General features: G+C 72.4%; 25 protein-coding genes. 17 read left to right on the top strand and 8 right to left on the bottom strand.

Annotated features, from left to right (window positions below):
- Positions 1-18 precede the first annotated feature (18 nt).
- The 3 genes from ACYU8V_RS10725 to ACYU8V_RS10715 are packed head-to-tail and all read left to right on the top strand — an operon-like array spanning position 19 to position 2,229.
- On the top strand, positions 19-765 hold the full coding sequence (locus tag ACYU8V_RS10725; RefSeq protein WP_460847253.1) for a LamB/YcsF family protein: 747 nt from the start codon (positions 19-21) through the stop codon (positions 763-765).
- A complete protein-coding gene (locus ACYU8V_RS10720) occupies positions 762-1,385 on the top strand; it encodes a 5-oxoprolinase subunit B family protein (RefSeq protein ID WP_460847252.1) in 624 nt (207 codons plus the stop codon). Before ACYU8V_RS10725 ends, ACYU8V_RS10720 begins: the two co-directional genes overlap by 4 nt.
- Positions 1,378-2,229 (top strand): 5-oxoprolinase subunit C family protein, encoded by an 852-nt coding sequence (locus ACYU8V_RS10715; protein WP_460847250.1) that lies wholly within the window; start codon positions 1,378-1,380, stop codon positions 2,227-2,229. Before ACYU8V_RS10720 ends, ACYU8V_RS10715 begins: the two co-directional genes overlap by 8 nt.
- Before the next feature lie 4 nt (positions 2,230-2,233).
- Here ACYU8V_RS10715 and mce read toward each other — a convergent pair whose 3' ends face one another.
- Positions 2,234-2,677, bottom strand: coding sequence for a methylmalonyl-CoA epimerase (gene mce / locus ACYU8V_RS10710; protein WP_460847249.1), 444 nt, complete (start codon positions 2,675-2,677; stop codon positions 2,234-2,236).
- Between the two features lie 139 nt (positions 2,678-2,816).
- On the opposite strand from mce, the gene ACYU8V_RS10705 reads away from it, so the two are divergent.
- Together ACYU8V_RS10705 and meaB are read left to right on the top strand one after the other, a co-directional pair.
- Complete coding sequence (locus ACYU8V_RS10705; RefSeq protein WP_460847247.1) at positions 2,817-4,016, top strand: acetyl-CoA C-acetyltransferase; 1,200 nt, start codon at positions 2,817-2,819, stop codon at positions 4,014-4,016.
- Between the two features lie 3 nt (positions 4,017-4,019).
- Complete coding sequence (gene meaB / locus ACYU8V_RS10700; RefSeq protein WP_460847246.1) at positions 4,020-5,003, top strand: methylmalonyl Co-A mutase-associated GTPase MeaB; 984 nt, start codon at positions 4,020-4,022, stop codon at positions 5,001-5,003.
- Here the strand turns inward: meaB and ACYU8V_RS10695 are convergent.
- Positions 4,993-5,814, bottom strand: coding sequence for a polysaccharide deacetylase family protein (locus ACYU8V_RS10695; RefSeq protein ID WP_460847244.1), 822 nt, complete (start codon positions 5,812-5,814; stop codon positions 4,993-4,995). The two genes, meaB and ACYU8V_RS10695, sit on opposite strands and share 11 nt — an antisense overlap.
- Positions 5,815-5,933: 119 nt before the next feature.
- Here ACYU8V_RS10695 and ACYU8V_RS10690 point away from each other — a divergent pair, with 119 nt between their 5' ends.
- From ACYU8V_RS10690 to ispG, 3 genes are read left to right on the top strand one after another with little or no spacing between them, the layout of a single operon-like run.
- Positions 5,934-7,028 carry a 1-deoxy-D-xylulose-5-phosphate reductoisomerase gene (locus ACYU8V_RS10690; RefSeq protein WP_460847243.1) on the top strand — a complete coding sequence of 365 codons (1,095 nt, stop codon included), beginning with the start codon at positions 5,934-5,936 and terminating at the stop codon, positions 7,026-7,028.
- Positions 7,025-8,377: a M50 family metallopeptidase gene (locus ACYU8V_RS10685; protein ID WP_460847242.1), complete on the top strand. Its 1,353-nt coding sequence runs from the start codon at positions 7,025-7,027 to the stop codon at positions 8,375-8,377. Before ACYU8V_RS10690 ends, ACYU8V_RS10685 begins: the two co-directional genes overlap by 4 nt.
- Before the next feature lie 49 nt (positions 8,378-8,426).
- Positions 8,427-9,578: a flavodoxin-dependent (E)-4-hydroxy-3-methylbut-2-enyl-diphosphate synthase gene (gene ispG / locus ACYU8V_RS10680; RefSeq protein ID WP_460847241.1), complete on the top strand. Its 1,152-nt coding sequence runs from the start codon at positions 8,427-8,429 to the stop codon at positions 9,576-9,578.
- A gap of 6 nt (positions 9,579-9,584) precedes the next feature.
- Here the strand turns inward: ispG and ACYU8V_RS10675 are convergent, their stop codons facing one another.
- Positions 9,585-10,523, bottom strand: a complete 939-nt coding sequence (locus ACYU8V_RS10675) for a glycoside hydrolase family 16 protein (RefSeq protein ID WP_460847240.1) — start codon at positions 10,521-10,523, stop codon at positions 9,585-9,587.
- A gap of 124 nt (positions 10,524-10,647) precedes the next feature.
- Complete coding sequence (locus tag ACYU8V_RS10670) at positions 10,648-11,559, bottom strand: glycoside hydrolase family 16 protein (protein WP_460847239.1); 912 nt, start codon at positions 11,557-11,559, stop codon at positions 10,648-10,650.
- A gap of 168 nt (positions 11,560-11,727) precedes the next feature.
- On the opposite strand from ACYU8V_RS10670, the gene ACYU8V_RS10665 reads away from it, so the two are divergent.
- Together ACYU8V_RS10665 and ACYU8V_RS10660 are read left to right on the top strand one after the other, a co-directional pair.
- A complete protein-coding gene (locus ACYU8V_RS10665) occupies positions 11,728-12,573 on the top strand; it encodes a GNAT family N-acetyltransferase (protein ID WP_460847237.1) in 846 nt (281 codons plus the stop codon).
- 8 nt (positions 12,574-12,581) lie between these two features.
- A complete protein-coding gene (locus ACYU8V_RS10660; RefSeq protein ID WP_460847235.1) occupies positions 12,582-12,950 on the top strand; it encodes a DoxX family protein in 369 nt (122 codons plus the stop codon).
- Here the strand turns inward: ACYU8V_RS10660 and ACYU8V_RS10655 are convergent.
- Complete coding sequence (locus ACYU8V_RS10655; protein WP_460847234.1) at positions 12,899-13,855, bottom strand: sensor domain-containing diguanylate cyclase; 957 nt, start codon at positions 13,853-13,855, stop codon at positions 12,899-12,901. The two genes, ACYU8V_RS10660 and ACYU8V_RS10655, sit on opposite strands and share 52 nt — an antisense overlap.
- 88 nt (positions 13,856-13,943) lie before the next feature.
- Here ACYU8V_RS10655 and ACYU8V_RS10650 point away from each other — a divergent pair, with 88 nt between their 5' ends.
- Positions 13,944-15,719: a proline--tRNA ligase gene (locus tag ACYU8V_RS10650; RefSeq protein ID WP_460847233.1), complete on the top strand. Its 1,776-nt coding sequence runs from the start codon at positions 13,944-13,946 to the stop codon at positions 15,717-15,719.
- A 15-nt stretch (positions 15,720-15,734) separates the two neighbouring features.
- Here ACYU8V_RS10650 and ACYU8V_RS10645 read toward each other — a convergent pair whose 3' ends face one another.
- On the bottom strand, positions 15,735-16,337 hold the full coding sequence (locus ACYU8V_RS10645; protein ID WP_460847231.1) for a TetR/AcrR family transcriptional regulator: 603 nt from the start codon (positions 16,335-16,337) through the stop codon (positions 15,735-15,737).
- Between the two features lie 54 nt (positions 16,338-16,391).
- On the opposite strand from ACYU8V_RS10645, the gene ACYU8V_RS10640 reads away from it, so the two are divergent.
- A complete protein-coding gene (locus tag ACYU8V_RS10640) occupies positions 16,392-17,264 on the top strand; it encodes an alpha/beta fold hydrolase (RefSeq protein WP_460847229.1) in 873 nt (290 codons plus the stop codon).
- 10 nt (positions 17,265-17,274) lie between these two features.
- Positions 17,275-17,991 (top strand): HAD family hydrolase, encoded by a 717-nt coding sequence (locus ACYU8V_RS10635; RefSeq protein WP_460847228.1) that lies wholly within the window; start codon positions 17,275-17,277, stop codon positions 17,989-17,991.
- 489 nt (positions 17,992-18,480) lie between these two features.
- Here ACYU8V_RS10635 and ACYU8V_RS10630 read toward each other — a convergent pair whose 3' ends face one another.
- Together ACYU8V_RS10630 and ACYU8V_RS10625 are read right to left on the bottom strand one after the other, a co-directional pair.
- The gene (locus ACYU8V_RS10630; RefSeq protein WP_460847227.1) at positions 18,481-18,903 is read right to left on the bottom strand and encodes a ferritin-like domain-containing protein; all 423 of its coding nucleotides are present in this window, start codon (positions 18,901-18,903) and stop codon (positions 18,481-18,483) included.
- On the bottom strand, positions 18,900-19,376 hold the full coding sequence (locus ACYU8V_RS10625) for a hypothetical protein (RefSeq protein WP_460847226.1): 477 nt from the start codon (positions 19,374-19,376) through the stop codon (positions 18,900-18,902). The genes ACYU8V_RS10630 and ACYU8V_RS10625 overlap by 4 nt, the downstream gene beginning before the upstream one ends.
- 93 nt (positions 19,377-19,469) lie before the next feature.
- Between ACYU8V_RS10625 and rimP the strand changes: the two genes are divergently transcribed.
- The 4 genes from rimP to ACYU8V_RS10605 all read left to right on the top strand — a co-directional run.
- Positions 19,470-19,955 (top strand): ribosome maturation factor RimP, encoded by a 486-nt coding sequence (rimP, locus tag ACYU8V_RS10620; RefSeq protein ID WP_460847225.1) that lies wholly within the window; start codon positions 19,470-19,472, stop codon positions 19,953-19,955.
- Between the two features lies 1 nt (position 19,956).
- Positions 19,957-20,937 carry a transcription termination factor NusA gene (gene nusA, locus ACYU8V_RS10615; RefSeq protein ID WP_460847223.1) on the top strand — a complete coding sequence of 327 codons (981 nt, stop codon included), beginning with the start codon at positions 19,957-19,959 and terminating at the stop codon, positions 20,935-20,937.
- Positions 20,938-20,986: 49 nt separating this feature from the next.
- Positions 20,987-21,379, top strand: a complete 393-nt coding sequence (locus ACYU8V_RS10610; RefSeq protein ID WP_460847221.1) for a YlxR family protein — start codon at positions 20,987-20,989, stop codon at positions 21,377-21,379.
- Between the two features lie 93 nt (positions 21,380-21,472).
- A partial coding sequence (locus tag ACYU8V_RS10605) for a translation initiation factor IF-2 N-terminal domain-containing protein (protein ID WP_460847220.1) occupies positions 21,473-21,762 on the top strand: 290 nt, incomplete at its 3' end.

Below are 21,762 nucleotides of genomic sequence, written 5' to 3'. Positions count from 1 at the left end.
TGAGCCGCGTCTCATCGGATGACCGCGATCCGGACCGCCGTGGGCCACGATAGGTCCGTGGTCGACCTCAACGCCGATGTGGGCGAATCGTTCGGAAGGTGGACGCTCGGCGACGACGCCGCGCTGCTCCCGCACCTCACCTCCGCCAACGTGGCCTGCGGCTTCCACGCGGGAGATCCGCTGACGCTGCGTCGTACCGTCGCGATGTGCGTGGGGCACGGGGTGCGCATCGGTGCCCAGGTCGGCTACCGCGACCTCGCGGGCTTCGGCCGGCGCTTCATCGACGTTCCTTCTGCCGAGCTGACCGCCGACGTGCTCTACCAGCTCGGGGCGCTGGACGGCCTGGCCCGCGTCGCCGGTGACCGGGTGCGCTACCTCAAGCCGCACGGCGCGCTCTACCACGCCGTCAACGTCCGTCCGGCGCAGGCGCAGGCCGTCATCGACGCCGTGGTGGAGTACGGCGGCCTGCCGGTCCTCGGCCTGCCGGGCTCGCCCTTCCTGCTGCTCGCCGAGGCGTCCGGGCTGCCGGTGGTGACCGAGGGGTTCGCCGACCGGGGCTACCTGCCCGACGGCGGGCTGGTGCCGCGCGGGCAGCCGGGCGCGATGATCGAGTCGCCCGCGCGGGCGGCGGAGCAGGCGGTCGCGCTCGCGGCATCGGTCGACTCGCTGTGCGTCCACGGCGACTCCCCGGGCGCCGCGGCGATCGCGGAGGCGGTCCGGGCCGGCCTGGACGGGGCCGGGATCGAGACGACCCCGTTCGCATGAACGTCCTGCCGTACGGCGACAGGGCGCTCCTCGTCGAGCTCCCCGACACCGCCGCGGTGGTCGCGTACGCCGACCTCCTCCGGGCCGATGCGCGTGTCGGTGAGCTGGTCGCCGACGTCGTACCGGGCGCGCGGACGGTGCTGCTCGTGGCACGGCCCGGGGTGGCGATGGACCGGCTGCTCGCCGTCGTACCGGATGCGGTGGCCCCGGGTCTGGCGAGATCGGGGCCGAGCGATCAGGTGCGACGGATCCCCACGAGGTACGACGGACCCGACCTGGCCGACGTGGCGCGACTCACCGGGCTGGCCGAGTCGGAGGTCGTGTCCGCGCACACGGGCACGCCGTGGCGGGTCGCGTTCGGCGGGTTCGCGCCGGGCTTCGCCTACCTGGTGGGCGGCGACCCCCGGCTGCACGTGCCGCGGAGGGCGACCCCGCGGACGCGGGTGCCGGCCGGCGCGGTCGGCCTGGCGGGGGAGTTCAGCGGCATCTACCCGCGGGAGTCGCCGGGCGGGTGGCAGCTGATCGGGAGCACTGAGGCGGTGCTCTGGGACCTCGCGCGCGACGAGCCCGCGCTGCTCACCGCAGGGACCACGGTCCGGTTCGAGGCGATCGATGGCTGAGCTCCTCGTCCGCGCCGTCGGCGGGCCGGTCCTCGTGCAGGACGCCGGCCGCCCCGGCCACGCCGCGATCGGGGTCGGGGCGAGCGGCGCGGCCGACCGGGCGGCGTACGAGCTCGGCAACCGGCTGCTCGGCAACGAGCCGGGGGCGGCCGCGCTGGAGGTCGTCCTCGGCGGGCTCGAGCTGGAGGTCACCGCGACCACCTGGATCGTCGTGACGGGTGCACCCGTCACGCTGCGGATCGACGGGCGCACCGAGCCCAGCGGCGTCGTCCTGCCGGTGCGACCCGGCGAGCGTCTGCGGCTGGGCGTCCCCCCGACCGGGCTGCGCTCCTACCTCGCCGTCCGCGGAGGGCTCGACGTCCCGCGCATCCTCGGCTCGGCGGCGCGGGACACCCTGGCCGGCCTCGGCCCAGCACCGGTGTCGGGGAACGAGCGGCTCCGCGTCGGCACCGCGGTGGCCGGCGACATCCTCACCGAGGGCTTCCCGACGCCCGAGCACGCGGCCGACCCGATCCTCCGCGTCGTCCCCGGCCCGCGGGCCGGCTGGGTGACCGACCCCGACCTGCTCACCCGCACCCGCTGGACCGTCGGCGCCGCGAGCGACCGGGTGGGCCTGCGCCTCAGCGGCGCCGCATTCGCCCCTGCCGACCCCGGCCGGCAGCTGCCGAGCGAGGGCGCCACGCGCGGCGCGATTCAGGTGCCGCCGAGCGGCGAGCCGATCGTCTTCGGTCCGGACCACCCCGTGACCGGCGGCTACCCGGTGATCGGCGTCGTGGTCCAGAAGGACACCGACCGCCTCGCCCAGCTCAGGCCGGGGGAGACGGTCGGGTTCAGGTACGTCTGAAGGATCAGTGAGCGTCAGCCGAAGGCTCGACCAGCTCGACCAGCACGCCGCCGGCGTCCTTGGGGTGGATGAAGTTGACCCGGCTGTTGGAGGTGCCGCGCTTGGGGGCGTCGTACAGCAGGCGCAGGCCGCGCTCGCGCAGGGTCGCGGAGACCTCGTCGATGTCGGCTACCCGGTAGGCGAGCTGCTGCAGGCCGGGGCCGGACTTGGCGAGGAACTTGCCGATGGTCGACTCCGGCGACAGCGGCGCCAGGAGCTGGATGCAGGAGTCGGTGTCGCCGACGCGGACCATCGCCTCGCGGACGCCCTGCTCCTCGTTGGTCTCCTCATGGGCGACCGTCATGCCGTAGGTGCCGGTGTAGAAGGCGATCGCCTCGTCGAGGTCGGGTACGGCGATCCCGACGTGATCGATCGCGGTGAACAGGTGCTGGACGTCGCTCAGGCTCATGCGGCCCATCATGCCGCGAGCGCTGCGGGCCTGGCTGTGACGAGTGCCTCAGAGTGCCCCGGAGTGAGACCCCTCCCCGCTCCGGATCGGCGCGAGTAGGCTCGATGGCGTTCATCTATTCGTCTTCACGGAGGCAGCAATGTCCGACAACCCCACCGTCATCGTCGCCGGCGCGCGCACCCCGATCGGCCGACTTCTCGGCGGTCTCAAGACCCTGTCGGCGGCTGACCTCGGTGCTGTGGCCATCAAGGGCGCCCTGGAGAAGGCCGGCGTCTCCGGCGACCAGGTCGACTACCTGATCATGGGCCAGGTCCTGCAGACCGGCGCCGGCCAGAACCCGGCCCGCACCGCCGGCCTGGCCGCGGGCCTGCCGAGCAGCGTCCCCTCGATCACCATCAACAAGGTCTGCCTGTCCGGCATCAACGCGATCGCCCAGGCCGACCAGATGATCCGCTCCGGTGAGGCCGAGATCGTGGTCGCGGGCGGCATGGAGTCCATGACCCAGGCCCCGCACTTCCTGGCCGGCTCCCGTGAGGGCTTCAAGTACGGCGACACGACCCTCGTCGACTCGATGGCGTACGACGCCCTCTACGACCAGGCCACCCAGCAGGCGATGGGCGCGCTCACCGAGGCCGTCAACGCCGACCGCGACAACGGCCTGACCCGCGAGGAGCAGGACGCGTTCGCCGCCCGCTCCCACCAGCTCGCCGCCGCCGCGCAGAAGAACGGCGTCTTCGACGAGGAGATCGTCCCCGTCAGCATCCCGCAGCGCAAGGGCGACCCGGTCGTCATCTCCGCCGACGAGGGCGTCCGTGGCGACACCACCGCCGAGTCGCTCGCGGGCCTGCGCCCGGCGTTCTCCAAGACCGGCACCATCACCGCCGGCTCCGCCTCGCAGATCTCCGACGGCGCTGCCGCTGTCGTGGTGACCTCGAAGGCCAAGGCCGAGGAGCTCGGCCTGCCGATCCTCGCCGAGATCGTCTCCCACGGCCAGGTCGCCGGCCCCGACTCCAGCCTCCAGCTGCAGCCGGCCAACGCCACCCAGAAGGCTCTCGACAAGGCCGGCCTGAGCGCCGCCGACCTCGACCTGGTGGAGTTCAACGAGGCGTTCGCGGCCGTCGGCCTCGAGTCCGCCCGGGCCCTCGGCCTGGACGAGGACAAGGTCAACGTCAACGGTGGCGCCATCGCCATCGGTCACCCGCTCGGCTGCTCGGGCGCCCGCATCACCCTGCACCTCGCGCAGGAGCTGAAGCGTCGCGGCGGCGGTGTCGGCGCGGCCGCCCTGTGCGGCGGCGGCGGCCAGGGCGACGCCCTGATCATCCGCGTTCCCCAGGCCTGAGGCTTGACCCAGAGCACCACCGGGGGCGGCCGTCGCGGGATCACCGCGGCGGCCGTTCCTGACTTGGTGGAGAAGGCGCGCGGCGGGGACCAGCGGTCGGTGGGCCGGCTGGTGTCGCTCGTCGAGGACGAGTCGCCGGTCCTGCCGGACCTGATGCGGGCCTTGGCGCCGTACGCCGGGCAGGCGCACATCGTCGGTCTCACCGGCGCTCCCGGTGTCGGGAAGTCCACCTCCACCAGCGCGCTGGTCGGCGAGCTGCGCAAGCGCGACCTCCGGGTCGCGGTGCTGGCCGTCGACCCGTCCTCACCGTTCTCCGGCGGGGCGCTGCTCGGCGACCGGATCCGGATGGGCGACCACGTGCTGGACCCGGGCGTGTTCATCCGGAGCATGGCGGCCCGCGGCCACCTCGGCGGTCTCGCCTGGGCAGCTCCGCAGGCGATGCGGGTCCTCGACGCCTGCGGCTTCGACGTCGTCCTCGTCGAGACCGTCGGCGTCGGTCAGAGCGAGGTGGAGATCGCCGGTCTCGCCGACACCACGGTCGTGCTCCTCGCGCCCGGGATGGGCGACGGCATCCAGGCGGCGAAGGCCGGGATCCTCGAGATCGGGGACCTGTACGTCGTCAACAAGGCCGACCGCGACGGCGCCCAGAAGGTACGCCGGGACCTCCGCTCCATGCTCGGCCTCGCCGAGCGGCGTGACGGCGCCTGGAAGCCGCCCGTGCTACTGACGACCGCGTCGACGGGCGACGGCGTCGGCGAGGTGGCGGACGCGCTGGCCGGCCACCGCGCGTGGCTCGCCGACTCGGGCGAGGGGGCGCATCGGCGTACCCGCCGGGCCCGCGAGGAGATCGAGGCGCTGGCGCTCACCGCGATGCGGCGGCGCTGGGCCGACGCCGGGCGCTCGGACCGATTGGCCGCGCTCGCCGAGTCCGTCGTTGCGGGCGAGCTCGACCCCCACACCGCCGCGGACCGGCTGCTCAGCGACTGAGGCGTCCCGCGGTCCGGCGCGGGTGGTAGCCCACCGGCCACCGGGGAAGTCCGTGCCGGTCGAGCTCGACGAAGCAGTAGCCCCGGCGCCGCGCCGTGCGCACTACGAGCGGGACCGCGCGGATCGAGATCGGTGAGCGGTCGACGCCGTCGTGCTGCAGGACGATGTTGTCGGGCCCCGGCCGCAGCGCCGAGAGGATGCGGTGCGCGATCCGCGTCGCGCTGCCGCTCTGCCAGTCGAGGGAGTCGACGGTCCACAGGACGGGCACCAGGCCGAGGTCACGGATGACGTGGCGGGCGGTGCTGTCGAGGGCGCCGTACGGCGGGCGCATCAGGTGGCCGGTGCCGACGCCGGCGCGGCGCAGCGCCCGCTGCGTCCGCAGCAGCGCCACCCGCGCGTCGCTGGCCGACTGCAGCGCGAGGTCGCGGTGCGCCCAGGTGTGGTTGCCGATCGCGAAGCCCGCGTCGGCGACCGTGCGGACGGTGCTCTCGGCCGCTGCGACGCGGTAGCCGACCATGAAGAAGGTCGCGCGCACGCCGAGGTGCTGCAGGATCCGGACCAGGTGCTCGGTGGTCCCGGGGACCGGGCCGTCGTCGAAGGTGAGCGCGACCAGGCCCCGGCAGTGGCCGCCCCTCGCGCGGACCGCCGTACCGGCATGGGCCGGGGCGGCCGAGGACCCGACCCGGGCCGCGACCGGGCGCGCCACGACGGCACCGCCGCTGCCGGTCGCCTCGCCGAACAGCGTCGCCACGAGCAGCACGAGGACGACGACCAGCGCGAGGAGCGCGTGGACACGGAAGCGGGCGAGCACTGCTCAAGGATCCAGCAGAACCCGCATGGATCCTGGCAATCCGGCACTTTTGGACCCGTGTCGTCGGCAACATCGAGGACGGCGGCGCCGCCCGCGCTCGGGGTTGAGAGGATGGCGGCGTGAAGGACGTCGTCATCCTCGGATCCACCGGCTCGATCGGCACCCAGGCCCTCGAGCTGGTCCGGGCCAACCCCGACCGGTTCCGCGTCGTCGGGCTGACCGCCGGGGGCAGCAACCCGCAGCTGTTCGCCGAGCAGGTGGCGGAGTTCGCGCCGGCGTACTCCGGGATCGGGGAGGAGGCCAGCGTCGAGGCGGCCGGCCGACCCTGCGACGTGGTCCTCAACGGCATCACCGGCGCGGTCGGGCTGCGCCCCACGCTGGCCGCGCTCGACGCCGGCACCACCCTGGCGCTGGCCAACAAGGAGTCCCTGATCATGGGCGGCCCGCTCGTCCTCGAGCGCGCGCGGCCCGGCCAGATCGTGCCGGTCGACTCCGAGCACAGCGCCATCGCCCAGTGCCTGCGGGCCGGCGAGCCGAGCGAGGTACGCCGCCTGGTGCTCACCGCCAGCGGCGGCCCGTTCCGCGGCCGCACCCGCGCCGAGCTCGCCGACGTCACCCCCGAGCAGGCGGGCAACCACCCGACCTGGGACATGGGACCGGTCATCACCATCAACTCCGCCACCCTGGTCAACAAGGGGCTGGAGGTCATCGAGGCGCACCTGCTGTTCGGGATCCCGTTCGACCGGATCGAGGTCGTGGTGCACCCGACCAGCGTCGTCCACTCGATGGTCGAGTACGTCGACGGCTCGACCATCCTCCAGGCGAGCCCGCCGACGATGCTCATCCCCATCGCGCTCGGCCTCACCTGGCCCGACCGCGTCCCCGACGCCGCTCCCGCGGTCGACTGGAGCCGGCCGGAGACCTGGGAGTTCCTGCCCCTCGACGACGAGGCGTTCCCGGCGGTAGCGATCGCGCGGAAGGCCGGCGTGGCAGGGGGCACGGCGCCCGCGGTCTACAACGCGGCCAACGAGGTCTGCGTGGACGCCTTCCGCCACGGCGGGCTCGGGTTCACCGGGATCGTCGACACGATCGCCGACGTGCTGCATGCCCACGACGTACGCTGTGAGGGGTTGACCGTCGACGACATCCTGGCCGCCGACGCTTGGGCGCGCTCGACGGCGACCGACCTGATCCGCGACCGAGGTGACCGATGACCGTTCTGCTCTACACGCTGGGTGTGCTGGTCTTCGCGGTGGCGATCCTGGCATCGATCGGCCTGCACGAGCTCGGCCACATGATCCCCGCCAAGCGGTTCGGCGGGAAGGTCACCCAGTACTTCATCGGCTTCGGGCCCACCGTGTGGAGCAAGCAGGTCGGTGAGACCGAGTGCGGGATCAAGGCCATCCCGCTCGGCGGCTACGTCAAGATCGTCGGGATGCTGCCGCCCGCCGCTGTCGACGTCGCCGACGACGCCGAGGTGGACGCGGACGGCAACACCGTGGTCCGGATCCGCAAGTCCAACACCGGTCTCTTCACCCAGCTGATCTCCGACGCCCGTGCCGCCGAGTGGGAGACCATCCGGCCCGAGGACTCCGACCGGCTCTTCTACAAGCTGCCGTGGTGGAAGAAGGTCGTCGTGATGGCCGGCGGGCCGACGGTGAACCTGCTCATCGCCTTCGCGATCTTCACCGCCGTCTTCGCGACCTGGGGCAACCCGGACGACCAGCGGCTCAGCACCACGATCTCCGACGTCAGCGCGTGCGTCGTCCCGTTCGCCGACTCCGGCCGGACGTGCACGCCCGCCGAGATCCGCGAGCACCCGGCACCGGCGCACGCCGCCGGGATCGAGGTCGGGGACCGGATCATCTCGTTCAACGGCACGCCGATCTCCGACTGGGCCCAGTTCCAGCAGCTGATCCAGGCCAACGGCACCCGGCAGGCGACCGTCGTGGTCGAGCGCGGAGGCAGCCGGGTGGCGCTCCACACCGCCACCACGGTCCGGCCGCCCGAGCAGGTGGGGGGCCAGGTCGACAGGAAGGTCGGCTTCCTGGGTGTCTCGCCGACCTCGTCGAACGTCACCGGCGGCCCCCTCTACACCCTCGGCCAGATGGGGGTCATGACCAAGCACGTCGTGTCCTCGCTCGCCACGCTGCCGGTCCGGGTCTGGGGCGTCGCCCGGGCGATCGTCGGTCTGCAGAAGCGGGACCCCAACGGTCCGGTGAGCATCGTGGGCGGCGGGCGCTTCGCCGGCGAGATCGGCTCGAGCAAGGCGATCGACGTACAGGAGAAGGTCGTCTTCCTGCTCACGCTGATCGCCGGCTTCAACCTCTTCGTCGGCATGCTCAACTTCGTCCCGCTGCTCCCGCTGGACGGCGGGCACATCGCCAGCGCCCTGTGGGAGGCCGTACGCCGCGGCATCGCCCGGCTCCGCCGCCGGCCCGACCCCGGGTACGTGGACGCCGCCAAGCTGCTCCCCATCGCGTACGTCGTCGCCTCGGCGCTGCTGGTCATGGGCGTGGTCCTGATCGTCGCGGACTTCGTCGTACCGGTCCACATCGCCTGACGCGCGCTCGATCACCGGCTCCGGGGATGCGGAAAGTAGGCTGGGTGGCATGACAGCCATCGGCCTCGGCATGCCCACCGCCCCGCCTCCGGTGCTCGCCCCGCGGCGCCCCACGCGGCAGATCCAGGTGGGCAAGGTCGGCGTCGGCAGCGACCACCCGATCTCGGTGCAGTCCATGACCACGACGCTGACCTCCGACGTCAACGCCACCCTGCAGCAGATCGCCGAGCTCACCGCCGCCGGCTGCGACATCGTCCGGGTCGCGTGCCCGAGCCAGGACGACGCGGACGCGCTGCCCGAGATCGCGCAGCACAGCCAGATCCCGGTCATCGCGGACATCCACTTCCAGCCGAAGTACGTCTTCGCCGCCATCGAGGCCGGCTGCGCCGCGGTGCGGGTCAACCCGGGCAACATCAAGAAGTTCGACGACCAGGTCAAGGAGATCGCGGCCGCCGCCAAGGACCACGGCACCAGCATCCGGATCGGCGTCAACGCGGGCTCGCTCGACAAGCGGCTGCTGGAGAAGTACGGCAAGGCCACGCCGGAGGCGCTCGTGGAGAGCGCGATGTGGGAGGCGGGCCTGTTCGAGGAGCACGGCTTCCGCGACTTCAAGATCTCGGTCAAGCACAACGACCCGGTCGTGATGGTGCGTGCCTACGAGCTGCTCGCCGAGCAGGGCGACTGGCCGCTGCACCTCGGCGTCACCGAGGCCGGCCCGGCCTTCCAGGGCACGATCAAGTCGGCCACCGCCTTCGGCGCCCTGCTCAGCCGGGGCATCGGCGACACGATCCGGGTCTCCCTCTCCGCGCCGCCGGTGGAGGAGGTCAAGGTCGGCATCCAGATCCTGCAGAGCCTCAACCTGCGCCCGCGCAAGCTCGAGATCGTGTCCTGCCCCTCCTGCGGCCGTGCCCAGGTCGACGTCTACAAGCTGGCCGAGCAGGTCACCGCCGGCCTCGACGGCCTCGAGGTGCCGCTGCGGGTCGCCGTCATGGGCTGCGTCGTCAACGGGCCGGGGGAGGCCCGTGAGGCCGACCTCGGGGTCGCCTCCGGCAATGGCAAGGGCCAGATCTTCGTCAAGGGCGAGGTGGTCAAGACCGTGCCCGAGTCCGAGATCGTCGAGACCCTGATCGAGGAGGCGATGAAGATCGCCGAGGGCATGGAGCCCGTCGAGGGCTCCGGCGCCGAGGTCAGCGTCTCCTGACCGGCCTCACCGCCAGGCACGCACCCAGTCCACCTGGTACGCCGACGGCAGGGTCGTCCGCGCGCTGACCTGGTTGGCCGTCGCGTCGCCGTCGACCGCGTTGGTCAGCACCAGCGTGAACGGCCGGTCGAACGGCTGCGGGGCGGCCTGGGGCCAACTGGGGGTCCACCGTCGCCCGAAGCACCGCTTCCCGTCGATGCTGAAGGTGATCCGGGTGGGCTCCCACACGACGCGATAGGTGTGCCAGACGGTGGGGTCCGCGACGGAGCACCGCCAGCCGGAGTCGGCCGACCCGCTGCCGTTGTAGTGCAGGGTCGGAAGCACGGTCCGCGGGACGTTGGACCACCACTCGGCGACGTCGATCTCGCCGGAGGCGGGCCAGGCGCCGTACGTCATCGCGGCCGGGTACATCCAGAACCCGCCGTGGATGCCGGCGCTCGTGCGCGGGTACCGGGCGCGCGCCTCGAAGCGGCCGTAGGTCTGCTGGAACCGGCCGTTGGTGGCGATGTGCCCGCCGGTGTAGCGGGTCGAGAAGCCGTTGAAGAGGCCGGAGCCGCACCAGATGTTGCGTCCGAGATCGGCGGCGACCAGGCTGAGGTGACCGTTGCCCACCGACACGTTCTGGGCCTCGAAGCAGGTCTTGCTGACGCTGAAGCCGGTGCTGGGAGTCGTCGCCACCAGCCACTTGCGCGGGTTCAGCGCCGAGCCGCGGAAGCCGTCGGCGAAGGTGCAGGTCCACGTGGAGCCGTCGGCACGGTGGACGGCCGGGCCGCAACCGGAGACGGACCGGGCGCTGACCGGCCGGGGGAGCGGGGCCGCGCGGGGCACCGACGTCGCCGGTCCGCTGCCGACTGCGAGCAGCGACCCGACCGCCAGCAGGACCGTGGCGAGCACGACGGCGCCGCGCCGGCGGCGGGCGCGCGTCAGGAGGGAGCTGGCGCGCAAGGTGGTCTCCTCGGGAGCTGAGGTGGGCGCCCGAGGCCCAACGATCCGGTGCCGCGATTGTTGGGGCCGGAGTGCGGCGGCGTCAAGGGCGCCGCACTCCCGGCCCGGTCCGGAAGGCTGGGTGCTACTTCCAGGCCTTCGCGTAGTCGACCTCGTACGTCGCCGGGAACGTCGTGCTCGCGCTGACCGCGTCGGTGCCGCTCGAGCCGCCGGCGGCCATGGTCAGCAGCATCGAGAACGGCTTGTCGAAGGGCTGCGGCGCGACCAGCGGCGCATCCGGCGTCCAGGAGTCGGTGAAGCAGGTCGTGCCGTCGATGCTGAACTGCATCTGGGTCGGCTCCCACACCAGCGTGTAGGTGTGCCAGACCGTCGGGTCGGCGACCGTGCAGCCCCACCCGGAGTCGTTGGCGAAGCTGCTGCCGCTGTAGTGCAGCGTCGGCAGCACCTGGGTCGGTGAGGACGACCACCACTCGGCGATGTCGATCTCGCCCGAGCTCGGCCAGGCGCCGTAGGTGAGCTGGTCGGGGTACATCCAGAAGTTGGCCGTCAGTCCGCTGGAGCTCTGCGGGTAGCGCGAGCGCACCTCGAAGCGGCCGTAGGTCTGCGAGAAGTGGCCGACGGTGCCGACGTGGGCGCCGGTGTAGTGGGTGGTGAACCCGCCCGAGGCGGTGGGGCAGGTGAAGTCCTGGCCGGTGTCGCGGGCCGTCAACCGCAGCTCGCCGCCACCGACGGCCACGTTGCTCGCGGTCAGGCAGGTGTTGCCGACGTAGAAGCCCGACGTCGACGTCTGCCCGATGGTCCACTTGGTGGTGTCCAGCTTCGTGCCCGAGAAGTTGTCGGCGAAGCTGCAGCTCCAGGGCGACCCGTCCGCCTTGAGCACGGTCGTGCCGCAGCTGTCGCCCGCGGGCGGCCGGCCTCCGGCGGCGTGCGCCGCACCGCCCGGCAGGGCCAGCGCGGCGGCCGCGAGGGTGAGAGCCGCAAGGGCGCCGGGGATGGTCCGGCGCAGGCGGTGGTTCGGGCGCTTCGATTCGGGCATTGCGTCGGCTCCTGGGTAAGGAGGGGCCGTCGAGCGCTGCCCCCAGTTCGCTTGCGACAACTCTGGAGGAATCCGTACGCCGGCCGGATCGAGACTTCGACCCGGACTCTATAGTCATTTGTAACTATCGTGACAAGACCAGTGGTCGGAACGAGTAGCCTCGCACGCGTGTTGACCACCCGCCGAGGCGTCCGCGTCCTCAGCAGCGCCGATCTGGGCGCGTTCTTGAGCCTGGCGGCCCAGGACCCGGTGGTGAACGTGTTCGCGATCCACCGCGCGGAGACCACGAACCTCGAGCCGAGGTGGCTCGGCGGCGAGATGTGGGGCAAGTTCGAGGGCGGGGAGCTGGTGGCCGCCTGCCACGTCGCGGCGAACCTGGTCCCCGTCGAGGCCGACCCCGACGACGCGGTCGACTTCGCCGACGCGGCGCTCGCCCGCCGGCGTACCACCTCGACGATCGTGGGGCCGCAGGACGCCGTGCGGCCGTTCTGGGAGCGGGTCGCGCCGGACTGGGGACGGCCCCGGGACCTGCGCTGGGACCAGCGCCACCTGGCGATCGCCGCCTCCCCGCTCGTGGAGCCCGACCCCCTCGTGCGCCCCAGCGTGCGCGCCGACCTCGGCGCCCTCTACCCGGCCTGCGTCGCGATGTACACCGAGGAGGTCGGCATCTCGCCCGAGGTCGGGGGCGGGTCCGACCTGTACCGGGCCCGGGTCCTGCAGCTGGTCAACCGCAGCTGGTCCTTCGCCCGGTACGACGGCGGCGAGGTCGTCTTCAAGGCCGAGGTCGCCTGCGCCACCCGCGACGCCGCCCAGATCCAGGGCGTCTGGGTGCCGCCCCACCTGCGCGGGCAGGGCCTCGCGACGGCCGGCATGGCCGCGGTCGTCGAGCAGGTCCGGGCCACCATCGCCCCCAACGTCTCGCTCTACGTCAACGACTGGAACGAGGCGGCCCGCGCCGTCTATGAGCGGGTCGGCTTCGTCGAGACCGAGCGCTTCGCCACCATCATGTTCTAGGAGATCCCATGCCACTCCGCACCGACGCCAAGGTCGTCATCGGCGCCTTCCTCGCCAGCGGCACCGTCCACCTGGTGAGGCCGGAGGTCTTCGAGCCGCTGATGCCGTCCTGGATCCCGGCGCACCGTGAGGTCATCGTCGGCTCCGGCGTCGCCGAGCTCGCGTGCGCGGTCGGGATGCTGTCGCCCCGCACCCGGCGCCCGGCCGCCCTGGCGAGCGCCGCGCTTCTGGTCGCGGTATTCCCGGGCAACGTCCAGATGGCCGTGGACGCGTTCAAGGGCCACCACCGCGGGCTGCAGGCCGCCTCGCTCGCGCGGCTGCCGCTTCAGCTGCCGCTGATCCGCGCCGCCTGGCGGGCCCGCTTGGCGACGTACTGACCCTCGTCGGCGGCGGCGAGCAGCCGCTCGAGCGTACCGATGCCGCCGGGGGCCGAGGCGGTGCCGGTGCTCACGCTCACGCCGCGCGCGGCTCCGGGCGGGCCGACCCGGACCGCGGACAGCGCGGTGCGGAACGCGGCGAGGTGGGCCTCCAGCTCCGCGGCCTCGCCGCTCAGCGCCACCGCGAACTCGTCCCCGCCGAGTCGGCCGACGACCGCCTGCGGGCCGAAGCCGGCGCGCATCGCGGCCGCGACGGCGATCAGCGCCCGGTCGCCGAACTCGTGGCCGAGGTCGTCGTTGATCGGCTTCAGGCCGTCGAGGTCGAGCATGACCAGATGGACCGTGGCCGACTCGGTGCGGGCCTGCTCCAGCAGGAGGTCGGTCGCCTCGCCGAACCCGCGTCGGTTGAGCACGTCGGTCAGCTCGTCGAACCGCGCCAGCCGGTCGAGCTCGATCTCGCGCTCCCGGCGCGAGGTCACGTCGCGCGCCACGACGAGGGTGTAGTCCTCACGCAGGAAGCTGTGGGTGAACTCGATGATGCGCCGGGTGCCGTCGCGGCGGGTCACGGTGTTCTCGTACATGCCCTCGTGGCCGAGGACGGCGTCCGCCTCCGCCGTCATCCGTACGCCGAGCGGGTCGACCAGGCCGAGCTCGACCGAGTTGCGGCCGAGCAGCTCGGCGCGGTCGTAGCCGGTCAGCCGGCAGAAGGAGTCGCTGACCTCGAGGTACGCACCGCTGCGCCGGTCGCACAGCACCACCGCGTCGAAGGACGTGCGCAGGATCGTGTCGAACAGGTCGTGCATGAGCTCCGGACTCACCGTGGCCGGTACGTCGGCGTACTCGGCCGAACCCTCCCTGACCCGCGCCGCCCGATCCTGCCAGGCCATGCCATCCAGCATCGTCATCCCTCCCGCCACGCCGTAGGCATCGGCACCTTCGCCCGAACCCGAACTGGTTGGAGCGCACGAGCCTCGGCGCCGTAACCTTCTCCCCATGCTGGCCCGGATGTCGACCCTGTTCCTCCGCACCCTCCGCGAGGACCCCTCCGACGCCGAGGTCGCGAGCCACCGGCTCCTGGTCCGCGCCGGCTACATCCGGCGTGCCGCGCCGGGCATCTACACCTGGCTGCCGCTGGGTCTGCGGGTGCTCGCCAAGGTCGAGGCCATCATCCGCGAGGAGATGGCGGCGATCGGCGCGCAGGAGGTCAGCTTCCCGGCCCTGCTGCCGCGCGAGCCCTACGAGGCGACCAACCGCTGGACCGAGTACGGCGACGGCATCTTCCGGCTCAAGGACCGCAAGGACGCCGACTACTTGCTCGGTCCCACCCACGAGGAGATGTTCACGCTCCTGGTGAAGGACCTCTACGGCTCCTACAAGGACCTGCCGGTCGCGCTCTACCAGATCCAGCAGAAGTACCGCGACGAGGCGCGTCCCCGCGCGGGCCTGCTCCGCGGGCGCGAGTTCATCATGAAGGACAGCTACTCCTTCGACGTCTCCGACGAGGGGCTGCAGGCCGCCTACGACGCCCACCGGGCGGCGTACGTGAAGATCTTCGACCGCTTCGGCTTCGAGTACGTCATCGTCAAGGCGACCTCGGGCGCCATGGGCGGCTCGGCGTCCGAGGAGTTCCTGGCCAAGGCCGAGGTCGGCGAGGACACCTACGTCCGCTGCACCAACTGCGACTACGCCGCCAACGTCGAGGCCGTCGAGGTGCGCGCACCCCAGCCGCTCCCGTACGACGACGTCCCGGCCGCGCACGCGGAGGCGACCCCGGAGACGCCCACCATCGCCTCCCTCGTCGACCACCTCAACGCGGCCTTCCCGCGCGATGACCGGCCGTGGGTGGCCGGCGACACGCTCAAGAACGTGCTGGTGGTGCTGACCCACCCCGACGGCACCCGCGAGCCGCTGGCGATCGGCGTGCCGGGCGACCGCGAGATCGACGTCAAGCGGCTCGAGGGCCAGCTGGAGCCGATCACCGTGGAGCCGATGGACGAGGCCGAGCTGCGCAAGCACCCCTCGCTGGTCAAGGGCTACATCGGCCCGGAGGTGCTGGGGGAGGAGGCCAAGAGCGGCATCCGCTTCCTGGTCGATCCCCGCATCGTCGAGGGCACCCGCTGGGTCACCGGCGCCAACGTCGAGGGATCGCACGCCATCGACGTGGTCGTCGGCCGCGACTTCACCCCCGACGGCACCATCGAGGCCGCCGAGGTCCGCGACGGCGACGAGTGCCCGCGCTGCGACGGCACCCTCGAGACCTCGCGCGGCATCGAGATGGGCCACGTCTTCCAGCTCGGCCGCAAGTACGCCGAGGCGCTGGACCTCAAGGTGCTCGACGAGAACGGCAAGCTGGTCACCGTCACGATGGGCTCCTACGGCATCGGCGTCACCCGCGCGGTCGCCGCCATCGCCGAGGACACCCTCGACGAGATCGGCCTGTGCTGGCCGCGGAAGATCGCGCCGTACGACGTCCACGTGGTCGCCGCCGGCAAGGAGCCGGCCGTCTTCGAGGCCGCCGAGCAGCTGGTCGGCGAGCTCGTCGCCGCCGGCATCGACGTCCTGTACGACGACCGCACCGGCAAGATCAGCCCCGGCGTGAAGTTCAAGGACGCCGAGCTGATCGGCGTCCCGACCATCGTCACGGTCGGCCGTGGCGTGGCCGATCCCGACAACCGGGTCGTCGAGATCAAGGACCGGCGTACCGGTGAGCGGACCGAGGTCCCGCTGGCCGACGCCGCCGCGCAGCTCGGCGCGCTGGTCCGCGGCTGACCCCGGTAGCCGGGGTCAGCGGGCCAGCAGGCCGGTGAGGACCGCGAGCAGGGCCTCGCGGACCTCGGCCGTGGCCCGCTCGCGGTCCTCGGCCTGCGCGCAGTAGAGCGCGGCCTCGTCCAGGGCTCCCACCAGGACGTGGGCGAGCGGCCGGACCGGCCGGTCGGTGACCAGGCCGGCCTCGATGAGCGAGCGGAGCGCGGACTCGACGAGCCCGACGCCGTACCGCAGGCCGACCTCGCGCCAGCGCTCCCAGCCGAGGACGGCGGGCGCCTCGATCAGCGCGATCCGGTGGAACTCGGGCTCGGCGCAGGTCGCGAGCCAGGCGTCGATGTTGGCGCCGAGCATGGAGTCGACGTCGCTGGGTGCGGCCGCCTCGATGAAGGCGTCGATCCGCTCCGCGATCTCGGACTCGACCTGCTCGAAGACCGCGGCGAAGAGCTCCTCCTTGCCCGCGAACTGGTGGTAGAGCGCCCCGCGCGTGACGCCCGCGGCCTTCGCGATCTGGTCGGTCGACAGGGCGGCGTACCCGTGCTCGGCGATGAGCCCGCGGGACGCCGCGACGAGCGCGGCTCGGGTCGTCGCGGAGCGCTCGGCCTGGGTCCTCTTGATTTCCATACAACCTGTCCGTAAGTTACGTACAATGTGTTCGTAACCTTAGTGGAGGCAGTGATGGGAACAGCAGAGACGCGCCGGAGCATCGACCTCCCGGCCGGGACCGTCCACTACCGGGAGTCCGGTCCCGCCGACGGTCCGGCGGTCGTGTTCGTCCACGGCTTCCTGGTCGACGACACGCTGTGGGCCGACGTGCCCGAGCGTCTCGCGGAGCAGGGGTTCCGGACCCTCGCGCCGACCTGGCCGCTCGGCTCGCACACCACCGCGATGCGGCCCGACGCCGAGCTCTCGCCCCGCGGCGTCGCCCGGATCGTGCTGTCCTTCCTCGAGGCGATGGGCCTCGAGGACGTGACGCTGGTCGGCAACGACACCGGGGGAGCGGTCTGCCAGCTGCTGCTCGACGAGGACGCCTCGCGCATCGGCCGGCTGGTGCTCACCGACTGCGACGCCTACGACACGTTCCCGCCCGCCCCCTTCGGGGCGCTCTTCCGCGTCTCGCGGCACCCCGCCGTCGCCCGGCCGCTGATGGCGACGATGCGGGTCGCCGCCCTGCGCAACGGCCTGGGCGGATTCGGCGGGCTGGTGCGTCGCCGGCTGACCTCCGAGGAGTCGTGGCGCTGGGTGGCGCCGTACCTCGCCGACGAGGGCGTACGTCGCGACGTCGCCCGCTTCGCGCGCGGCTGGCGCCCCACGGACCTGGTGGACGCCGGCACCTGGTTGTCGGGCTTCGAGCGGCCGGTCCTGCTGTGCTGGGCCCCGGCCGACCGGTTCTTCCGGATCGGGCTGGCGCACCGGCTCGCGGCCGACTTCCCGGACGCGCGGCTGGTCGAGATCGAGAACGCCAAGACCTTCGTCGCGCTCGACCAGCCCGAGCGGCTCGCCGAGGAGATCGCGGCGTTCGTGCGCGCGGCTGTCGGGACGGACATCTAGGGTCGGGGGCATGGGTGGTGGGACGGGCGTCAGTGCGGTCATCTTCGACTGGGGCGGCACGCTGACCCGGTGGCACGACGTGGACTTCCACGCCGAGTCGCTGGCGTTGGCAGCGGCGGTCGCGGCCGAGCACGGCGGCGACCCCGGGACCCATGCCCGTGCCCTCCACGAGGCCGGGAGCGTGATCTGGGGCCGCAGCCGCGACCACCAGCAGAGCGCGACGATCGCCGACCTCTTCACCGAGGCGGGGTTGCCGCACGACCCCGAGCTCCTCGGGGCCTACTACGACTTCTGGGTGCCGCACACCGAGACCGATCCGGAGGTCAGGCCGATGTGGGAGGCCCTCCGGGCCGAGGGCATCAAGGTCGGGGTCCTGTCCAACACCATCTGGCCGCGCGCGTGGCACCAGGGCTTCTTCGACCGCGACGGCGTGGCCGACCTGATCGACGGCGACGTCTACACCAGCGAGATCCCGTGGACGAAGCCATCGCCGCGCGCCTTCGGGGCGGCGATGGACGCCGTCGGGGTCAGTGACGCCGCTTCGTGCGTGTACGTCGGCGACCGGCTCTACGACGACGTCTGGGGCGCCCAGCAGGCCGGCATGCGCGCCATCCACATCCCGCACAGCCTGATCCCAGCCGAGCAGGTCGGCCACAGCGAGGGCACCCCCGACGCCGTCGCCCACTCCCTGGCGGAGATCCCCGCCCTCATCGCCCCCTGGCGGTAGGCGCAGGGCTGGAGGCTCCACCCCTCGGTGCCCTCGGCGATCGCTGCCAGCACCCCAGCACCCCAGCACCCCGAGCGCCCGAGTCTTGCCGCCAGGCCAAGGCAGGACCTACGGAAGCCAACCGCGAGCGCGGCAGCGCGGCGCCGCAGGCGCCGGTTGCGAGGTGCGCGGCACGAGGCGACGAAGGGAGCGCCAGCGACCGAAGGAGCCGAGGGACGCAAGCCGAGCAAGGCGCCGACCGCGGCGACGCGCTCGCGCAAGAAAAACCCAGCGGCCCCGAACTCCGAGGAACTCCCGAGACGTCCCCCGAAGCACGAGGCCGCGGATCCGGCGACACTGTGGGGAGGTCGCCGACGAGGGGAGAGGTGGGGCTCACCCGTCGCTTGTGCAAAATCATGCAACATCGCGGGCGCGGGCGTGGCAACTAACGATCCTCATAAATCTGCAGTGCACTAACCTGCAGAGCGGCGTCGCGGCGGCCGGTGGCGGTCACAGGCCGGGAAGTGTCTCCGGATCCCCGCCGAACCCGATCTCACGGACGGCGGCGTCGAGCAGGGCCGCCGTCTGCCAGCCGCGGCGCGCGCCGGTGGTGTTGGCCACGGCATAGGCGTACGCCGCGGCGCATCCCCGCTCGATCCGCAGCGCGGTCGCCTCGATCAGCGCCGACGTCGAGAGGTCGGTGGGCACCCGGTAGACGGCCTCGGCGGCGATCGGCTCGGCGCCGAGTGCGGTGAGGGTGGCGATCAGCTCGTCGCGCCGGGTCCGGTGGACGATGAAGGCCGAGGACACCTGGTCGTACAGGCTCGGCTGGCGCGACTGCGAGGTCTGGGCGCCGAGCACCGCGAGGACGTAGACGGCGGCGTGCTCGGCGGCCAGCACGTCCTGCAGCGCGGCGACCTCCGGACTGGTCATGCCGTCACCAGCCGCTGCTGGACGGCAGCCGCCATCGAGGCCAGCACCTGGGCCAGGGCGCCGCTCTCGGCGCGACCCGATGCGGCGACCAGCGCCTGGCGAAGGTCGCGCTCGGCGGCGGCGAGCGCCTCCGGCGTACGGGCCGACACGCCGGAGGCGTGCGTGCTCGCGGCGCCCAGCTTGCGCAGGTGCTGCTGGTGCAGCGAGGCGAGGTCGAGCGCCCACGCGCGGCGGCCGGGCGCGTGCTTCGCGACCGCGATCGCGGCGACGTGCAGGGCGGCGATGCGCCGCGCGAGGGTCGCGACGAGCGTGGCGTCAGCGGCAGCGGCCCCGGCCGTGGGGCGTACGCCGGTGGAGCGCCCCGGTGTGGTGTCCGTCGCATCGCACGCGGCGACCAGCGGCGCCACGAGGGCGACCCGGGCGAGGGAACGCAACGCCGCGCGCCGGTCGGTCTGCAGCGGGGCCCTGGTCACCGGGCGAGGATAGTCGGCCAGACGTGGGGTCGGCGCTAGGGTTGGCCTGCACGCAGCAACGAGTCACACAACAGGACACAGGGGAGCCTCCCGATGGGATCGAGCAAGCAGTCGAGCGATGCCATGAAGGTCGAGGCCCTCGTGTCCGGCCCGCTGGGCGAGCTGGGGCTGGACGTGGAGGCCGTCGAGCTGACGCCGGCCGGCAAGCGCCGGGTGCTGCGGATCGCGGTGGACAAGGACGGCGGCGTCGACCTCGACGACGTGGCGGCCGCCACCCGCGCCCTCAACGCCGTCCTCGACGAGACCGACGTGCTGGGCGAGATGCCCTACACCCTCGAGGTCACCTCGCGCGGCGTCGACCGCCCGCTGACCCTCCCGCGGCACTGGCGCCGCAACCTGGACCGGCTCGTGAAGGTCACGCTCACCGACGGGAGCGCCGTGACCGGCCGCGCGACGTCGTACGACGAGGACCCCGGCGGCTCCGTGACCCTCACCGTCGACGGCGCCGAGCAGGTGATCGCCTACGGCGACATCGCCAAGGCGCTCGTCCAGATCGAGTTCAACCGCAAGGAGAAGTGACGTGGACATCGACCTCAACATCCTCAGGACCCTGGAGCGGGAGAAGGAGATCAAGTTCGACGTCTTGGTCGAGGCGATCGAGCAGGCCCTTCTCACGGCGTACCACAAGAGCCCGGGCGCCTACGAGAAGGCGCGGGTCGACCTGGACCGCAAGACCGGCCACGTGCGGGTCATGGCGACCGAGTACGACAACGACGACAACGAGATCGGGGAGTTCGACGACACCCCCGACGGCTTCGGCCGGATCGCCGCGATGACCGCCAAGCAGATCATGCTGCAGCGGCTGCGCGACGCCGAGGACGAGATCCGCTTCGGTGAGTTCTCCGGCAAGGAGGGCGACATCATCTCGGGCATCATCCAGCAGGGACGCAACCCCGACGACGTGCTCGTCGACCTCGGCCGGATCGAGGCGTCGCTGCCGGTCAGCGAGCGGGTCCCCGGCGAGGAGTACAAGCACGGCACCCGGATCAAGTGCCTGGTCATCTCCGTGCGCAAGGGCATGCGCGGCCCGCAGGTCACCCTGTCCCGCTCCCACCCCAACCTGGTGAAGAAGCTGTTCGCGCTCGAGGTCCCCGAGATCGCCGACGGGTCCGTCGAGATCTCCGCGATCGCGCGCGAGGCCGGGCACCGCACCAAGATCGCGGTCCGTACGTCGGTCTCCGGCCTGAACGCCAAGGGCGCCTGCATCGGCCCGATGGGGCAGCGGGTCCGCAACATCATGTCCGAGCTGCACGGCGAGAAGATCGACATCGTCGACTGGTCCGACGACCCGCGCCAGCTCGTCGCGCACGCGCTGTCCCCGGCGCAGGTGCAGTCGGTGACGGTCGTCGACGAGGCCGCACGGTCGGCCCGGGTCGTCGTACCGGACTTCCAGCTGTCGCTGGCGATCGGCAAGGAGGGGCAGAACGCCCGCCTCGCGGCCCGCCTCACGGGCTGGCGGATCGACATCCACTCCGACGACGAGCCGGCTCAGGCCGACTGAGCCTGCCGGTTCGGGGCTTTGTGTCCCGAGGCGGTAAGGTTGATGCTCGGTGGCTCGACGAAGGCAATTCCCTGCGCGGACCGACGAAACCCTGGTGACAGGGCCCGTTCGGACCTGCATCGGTTGCCGGGCCCGGGCCGCCAAACGCGAGTTGTTGCGGGTGACCGTCGGCTCGGATCCGACGACCGGGACACCGGCCGTCGTACCCGATCCCGATGCCACCGCACCCGGCCGCGGGGCGCATCTGCATCCCACGTCCGCGTGCTACGACCTCGCGGTGCGGCGGAAGGCCTTCGCTCGCGCGCTCCGGGTGACCGGGAGTGCGGGTGGGCTGTCCAGCGCACCGGTGGGGGAGTACCTCCGGCACCACGCACACCAGACCGACACGACCGCAGCCTCGTCCGAGGCCGGTCCAACAGAAACGGGAGCACCCCGCTCATGAGCACTCGATGAGTACTTCGCGATGAGCAGTTCCACCTCGCTTCACCCATCTACGGTCTAAGACTCACCCCGGGTCTGGGCCAAAAGGAGAATTGTGGCCAAGACCCGAGTTTCCGAACTCGCCAAGACGTATGGCATCACCAGCAAGGAAGCGCTCGACAAGCTGAAGGAGATCGGCGAGTTCGCCAAGACGGCGTCCTCCAGCATCGAGCTCCCGGCAGTCAAGAAGTTCGAGGCCGCGTACGGCGCCGACCTTCTCGCCAAGAAGGACGGCGGCGCCGCCGCTGAGCCCGCTGCCAAGCCGACCCCTGCCAAGAAGGCCGCGGCCGCTCCGGCGCCCGCCGCCCCCGCCCCGGCCGCTCCGGCCGCCGAGGCGCCGGTCGA

The sequence above is a fragment of the Nocardioides ultimimeridianus genome, assembly GCF_054777895.1.
The sequence above is the reverse complement of the archived record's forward strand: the minus strand, read 5'-3'. Positions and strand labels throughout refer to the sequence as shown.

Coding starts and splice junctions, on each gene's coding strand:
- rimP (WP_460847225.1), top strand. CDS start 19,470: ATGGGATCGAGCAAGCAGTCGAGCGATGCCATGAAGGTCGAGGCCCTC.
- ispG (WP_460847241.1), top strand. CDS start 8,427: ATGACAGCCATCGGCCTCGGCATGCCCACCGCCCCGCCTCCGGTGCTC.
- ACYU8V_RS10630 (WP_460847227.1), bottom strand. CDS start 18,903: ATGACCAGTCCGGAGGTCGCCGCGCTGCAGGACGTGCTGGCCGCCGAG.
- mce (WP_460847249.1), bottom strand. CDS start 2,677: ATGAGCCTGAGCGACGTCCAGCACCTGTTCACCGCGATCGATCACGTC.
- ACYU8V_RS10660 (WP_460847235.1), top strand. CDS start 12,582: ATGCCACTCCGCACCGACGCCAAGGTCGTCATCGGCGCCTTCCTCGCC.
- ACYU8V_RS10670 (WP_460847239.1), bottom strand. CDS start 11,559: ATGCCCGAATCGAAGCGCCCGAACCACCGCCTGCGCCGGACCATCCCC.
- ACYU8V_RS10635 (WP_460847228.1), top strand. CDS start 17,275: ATGGGTGGTGGGACGGGCGTCAGTGCGGTCATCTTCGACTGGGGCGGC.
- ACYU8V_RS10705 (WP_460847247.1), top strand. CDS start 2,817: ATGTCCGACAACCCCACCGTCATCGTCGCCGGCGCGCGCACCCCGATC.
- ACYU8V_RS10725 (WP_460847253.1), top strand. CDS start 19: ATGACCGCGATCCGGACCGCCGTGGGCCACGATAGGTCCGTGGTCGAC.
- ACYU8V_RS10650 (WP_460847233.1), top strand. CDS start 13,944: ATGCTGGCCCGGATGTCGACCCTGTTCCTCCGCACCCTCCGCGAGGAC.
- ACYU8V_RS10685 (WP_460847242.1), top strand. CDS start 7,025: ATGACCGTTCTGCTCTACACGCTGGGTGTGCTGGTCTTCGCGGTGGCG.
- ACYU8V_RS10655 (WP_460847234.1), bottom strand. CDS start 13,855: ATGACGATGCTGGATGGCATGGCCTGGCAGGATCGGGCGGCGCGGGTC.
- ACYU8V_RS10645 (WP_460847231.1), bottom strand. CDS start 16,337: ATGGAAATCAAGAGGACCCAGGCCGAGCGCTCCGCGACGACCCGAGCC.
- ACYU8V_RS10640 (WP_460847229.1), top strand. CDS start 16,392: ATGGGAACAGCAGAGACGCGCCGGAGCATCGACCTCCCGGCCGGGACC.
- ACYU8V_RS10720 (WP_460847252.1), top strand. CDS start 762: ATGAACGTCCTGCCGTACGGCGACAGGGCGCTCCTCGTCGAGCTCCCC.
- ACYU8V_RS10715 (WP_460847250.1), top strand. CDS start 1,378: ATGGCTGAGCTCCTCGTCCGCGCCGTCGGCGGGCCGGTCCTCGTGCAG.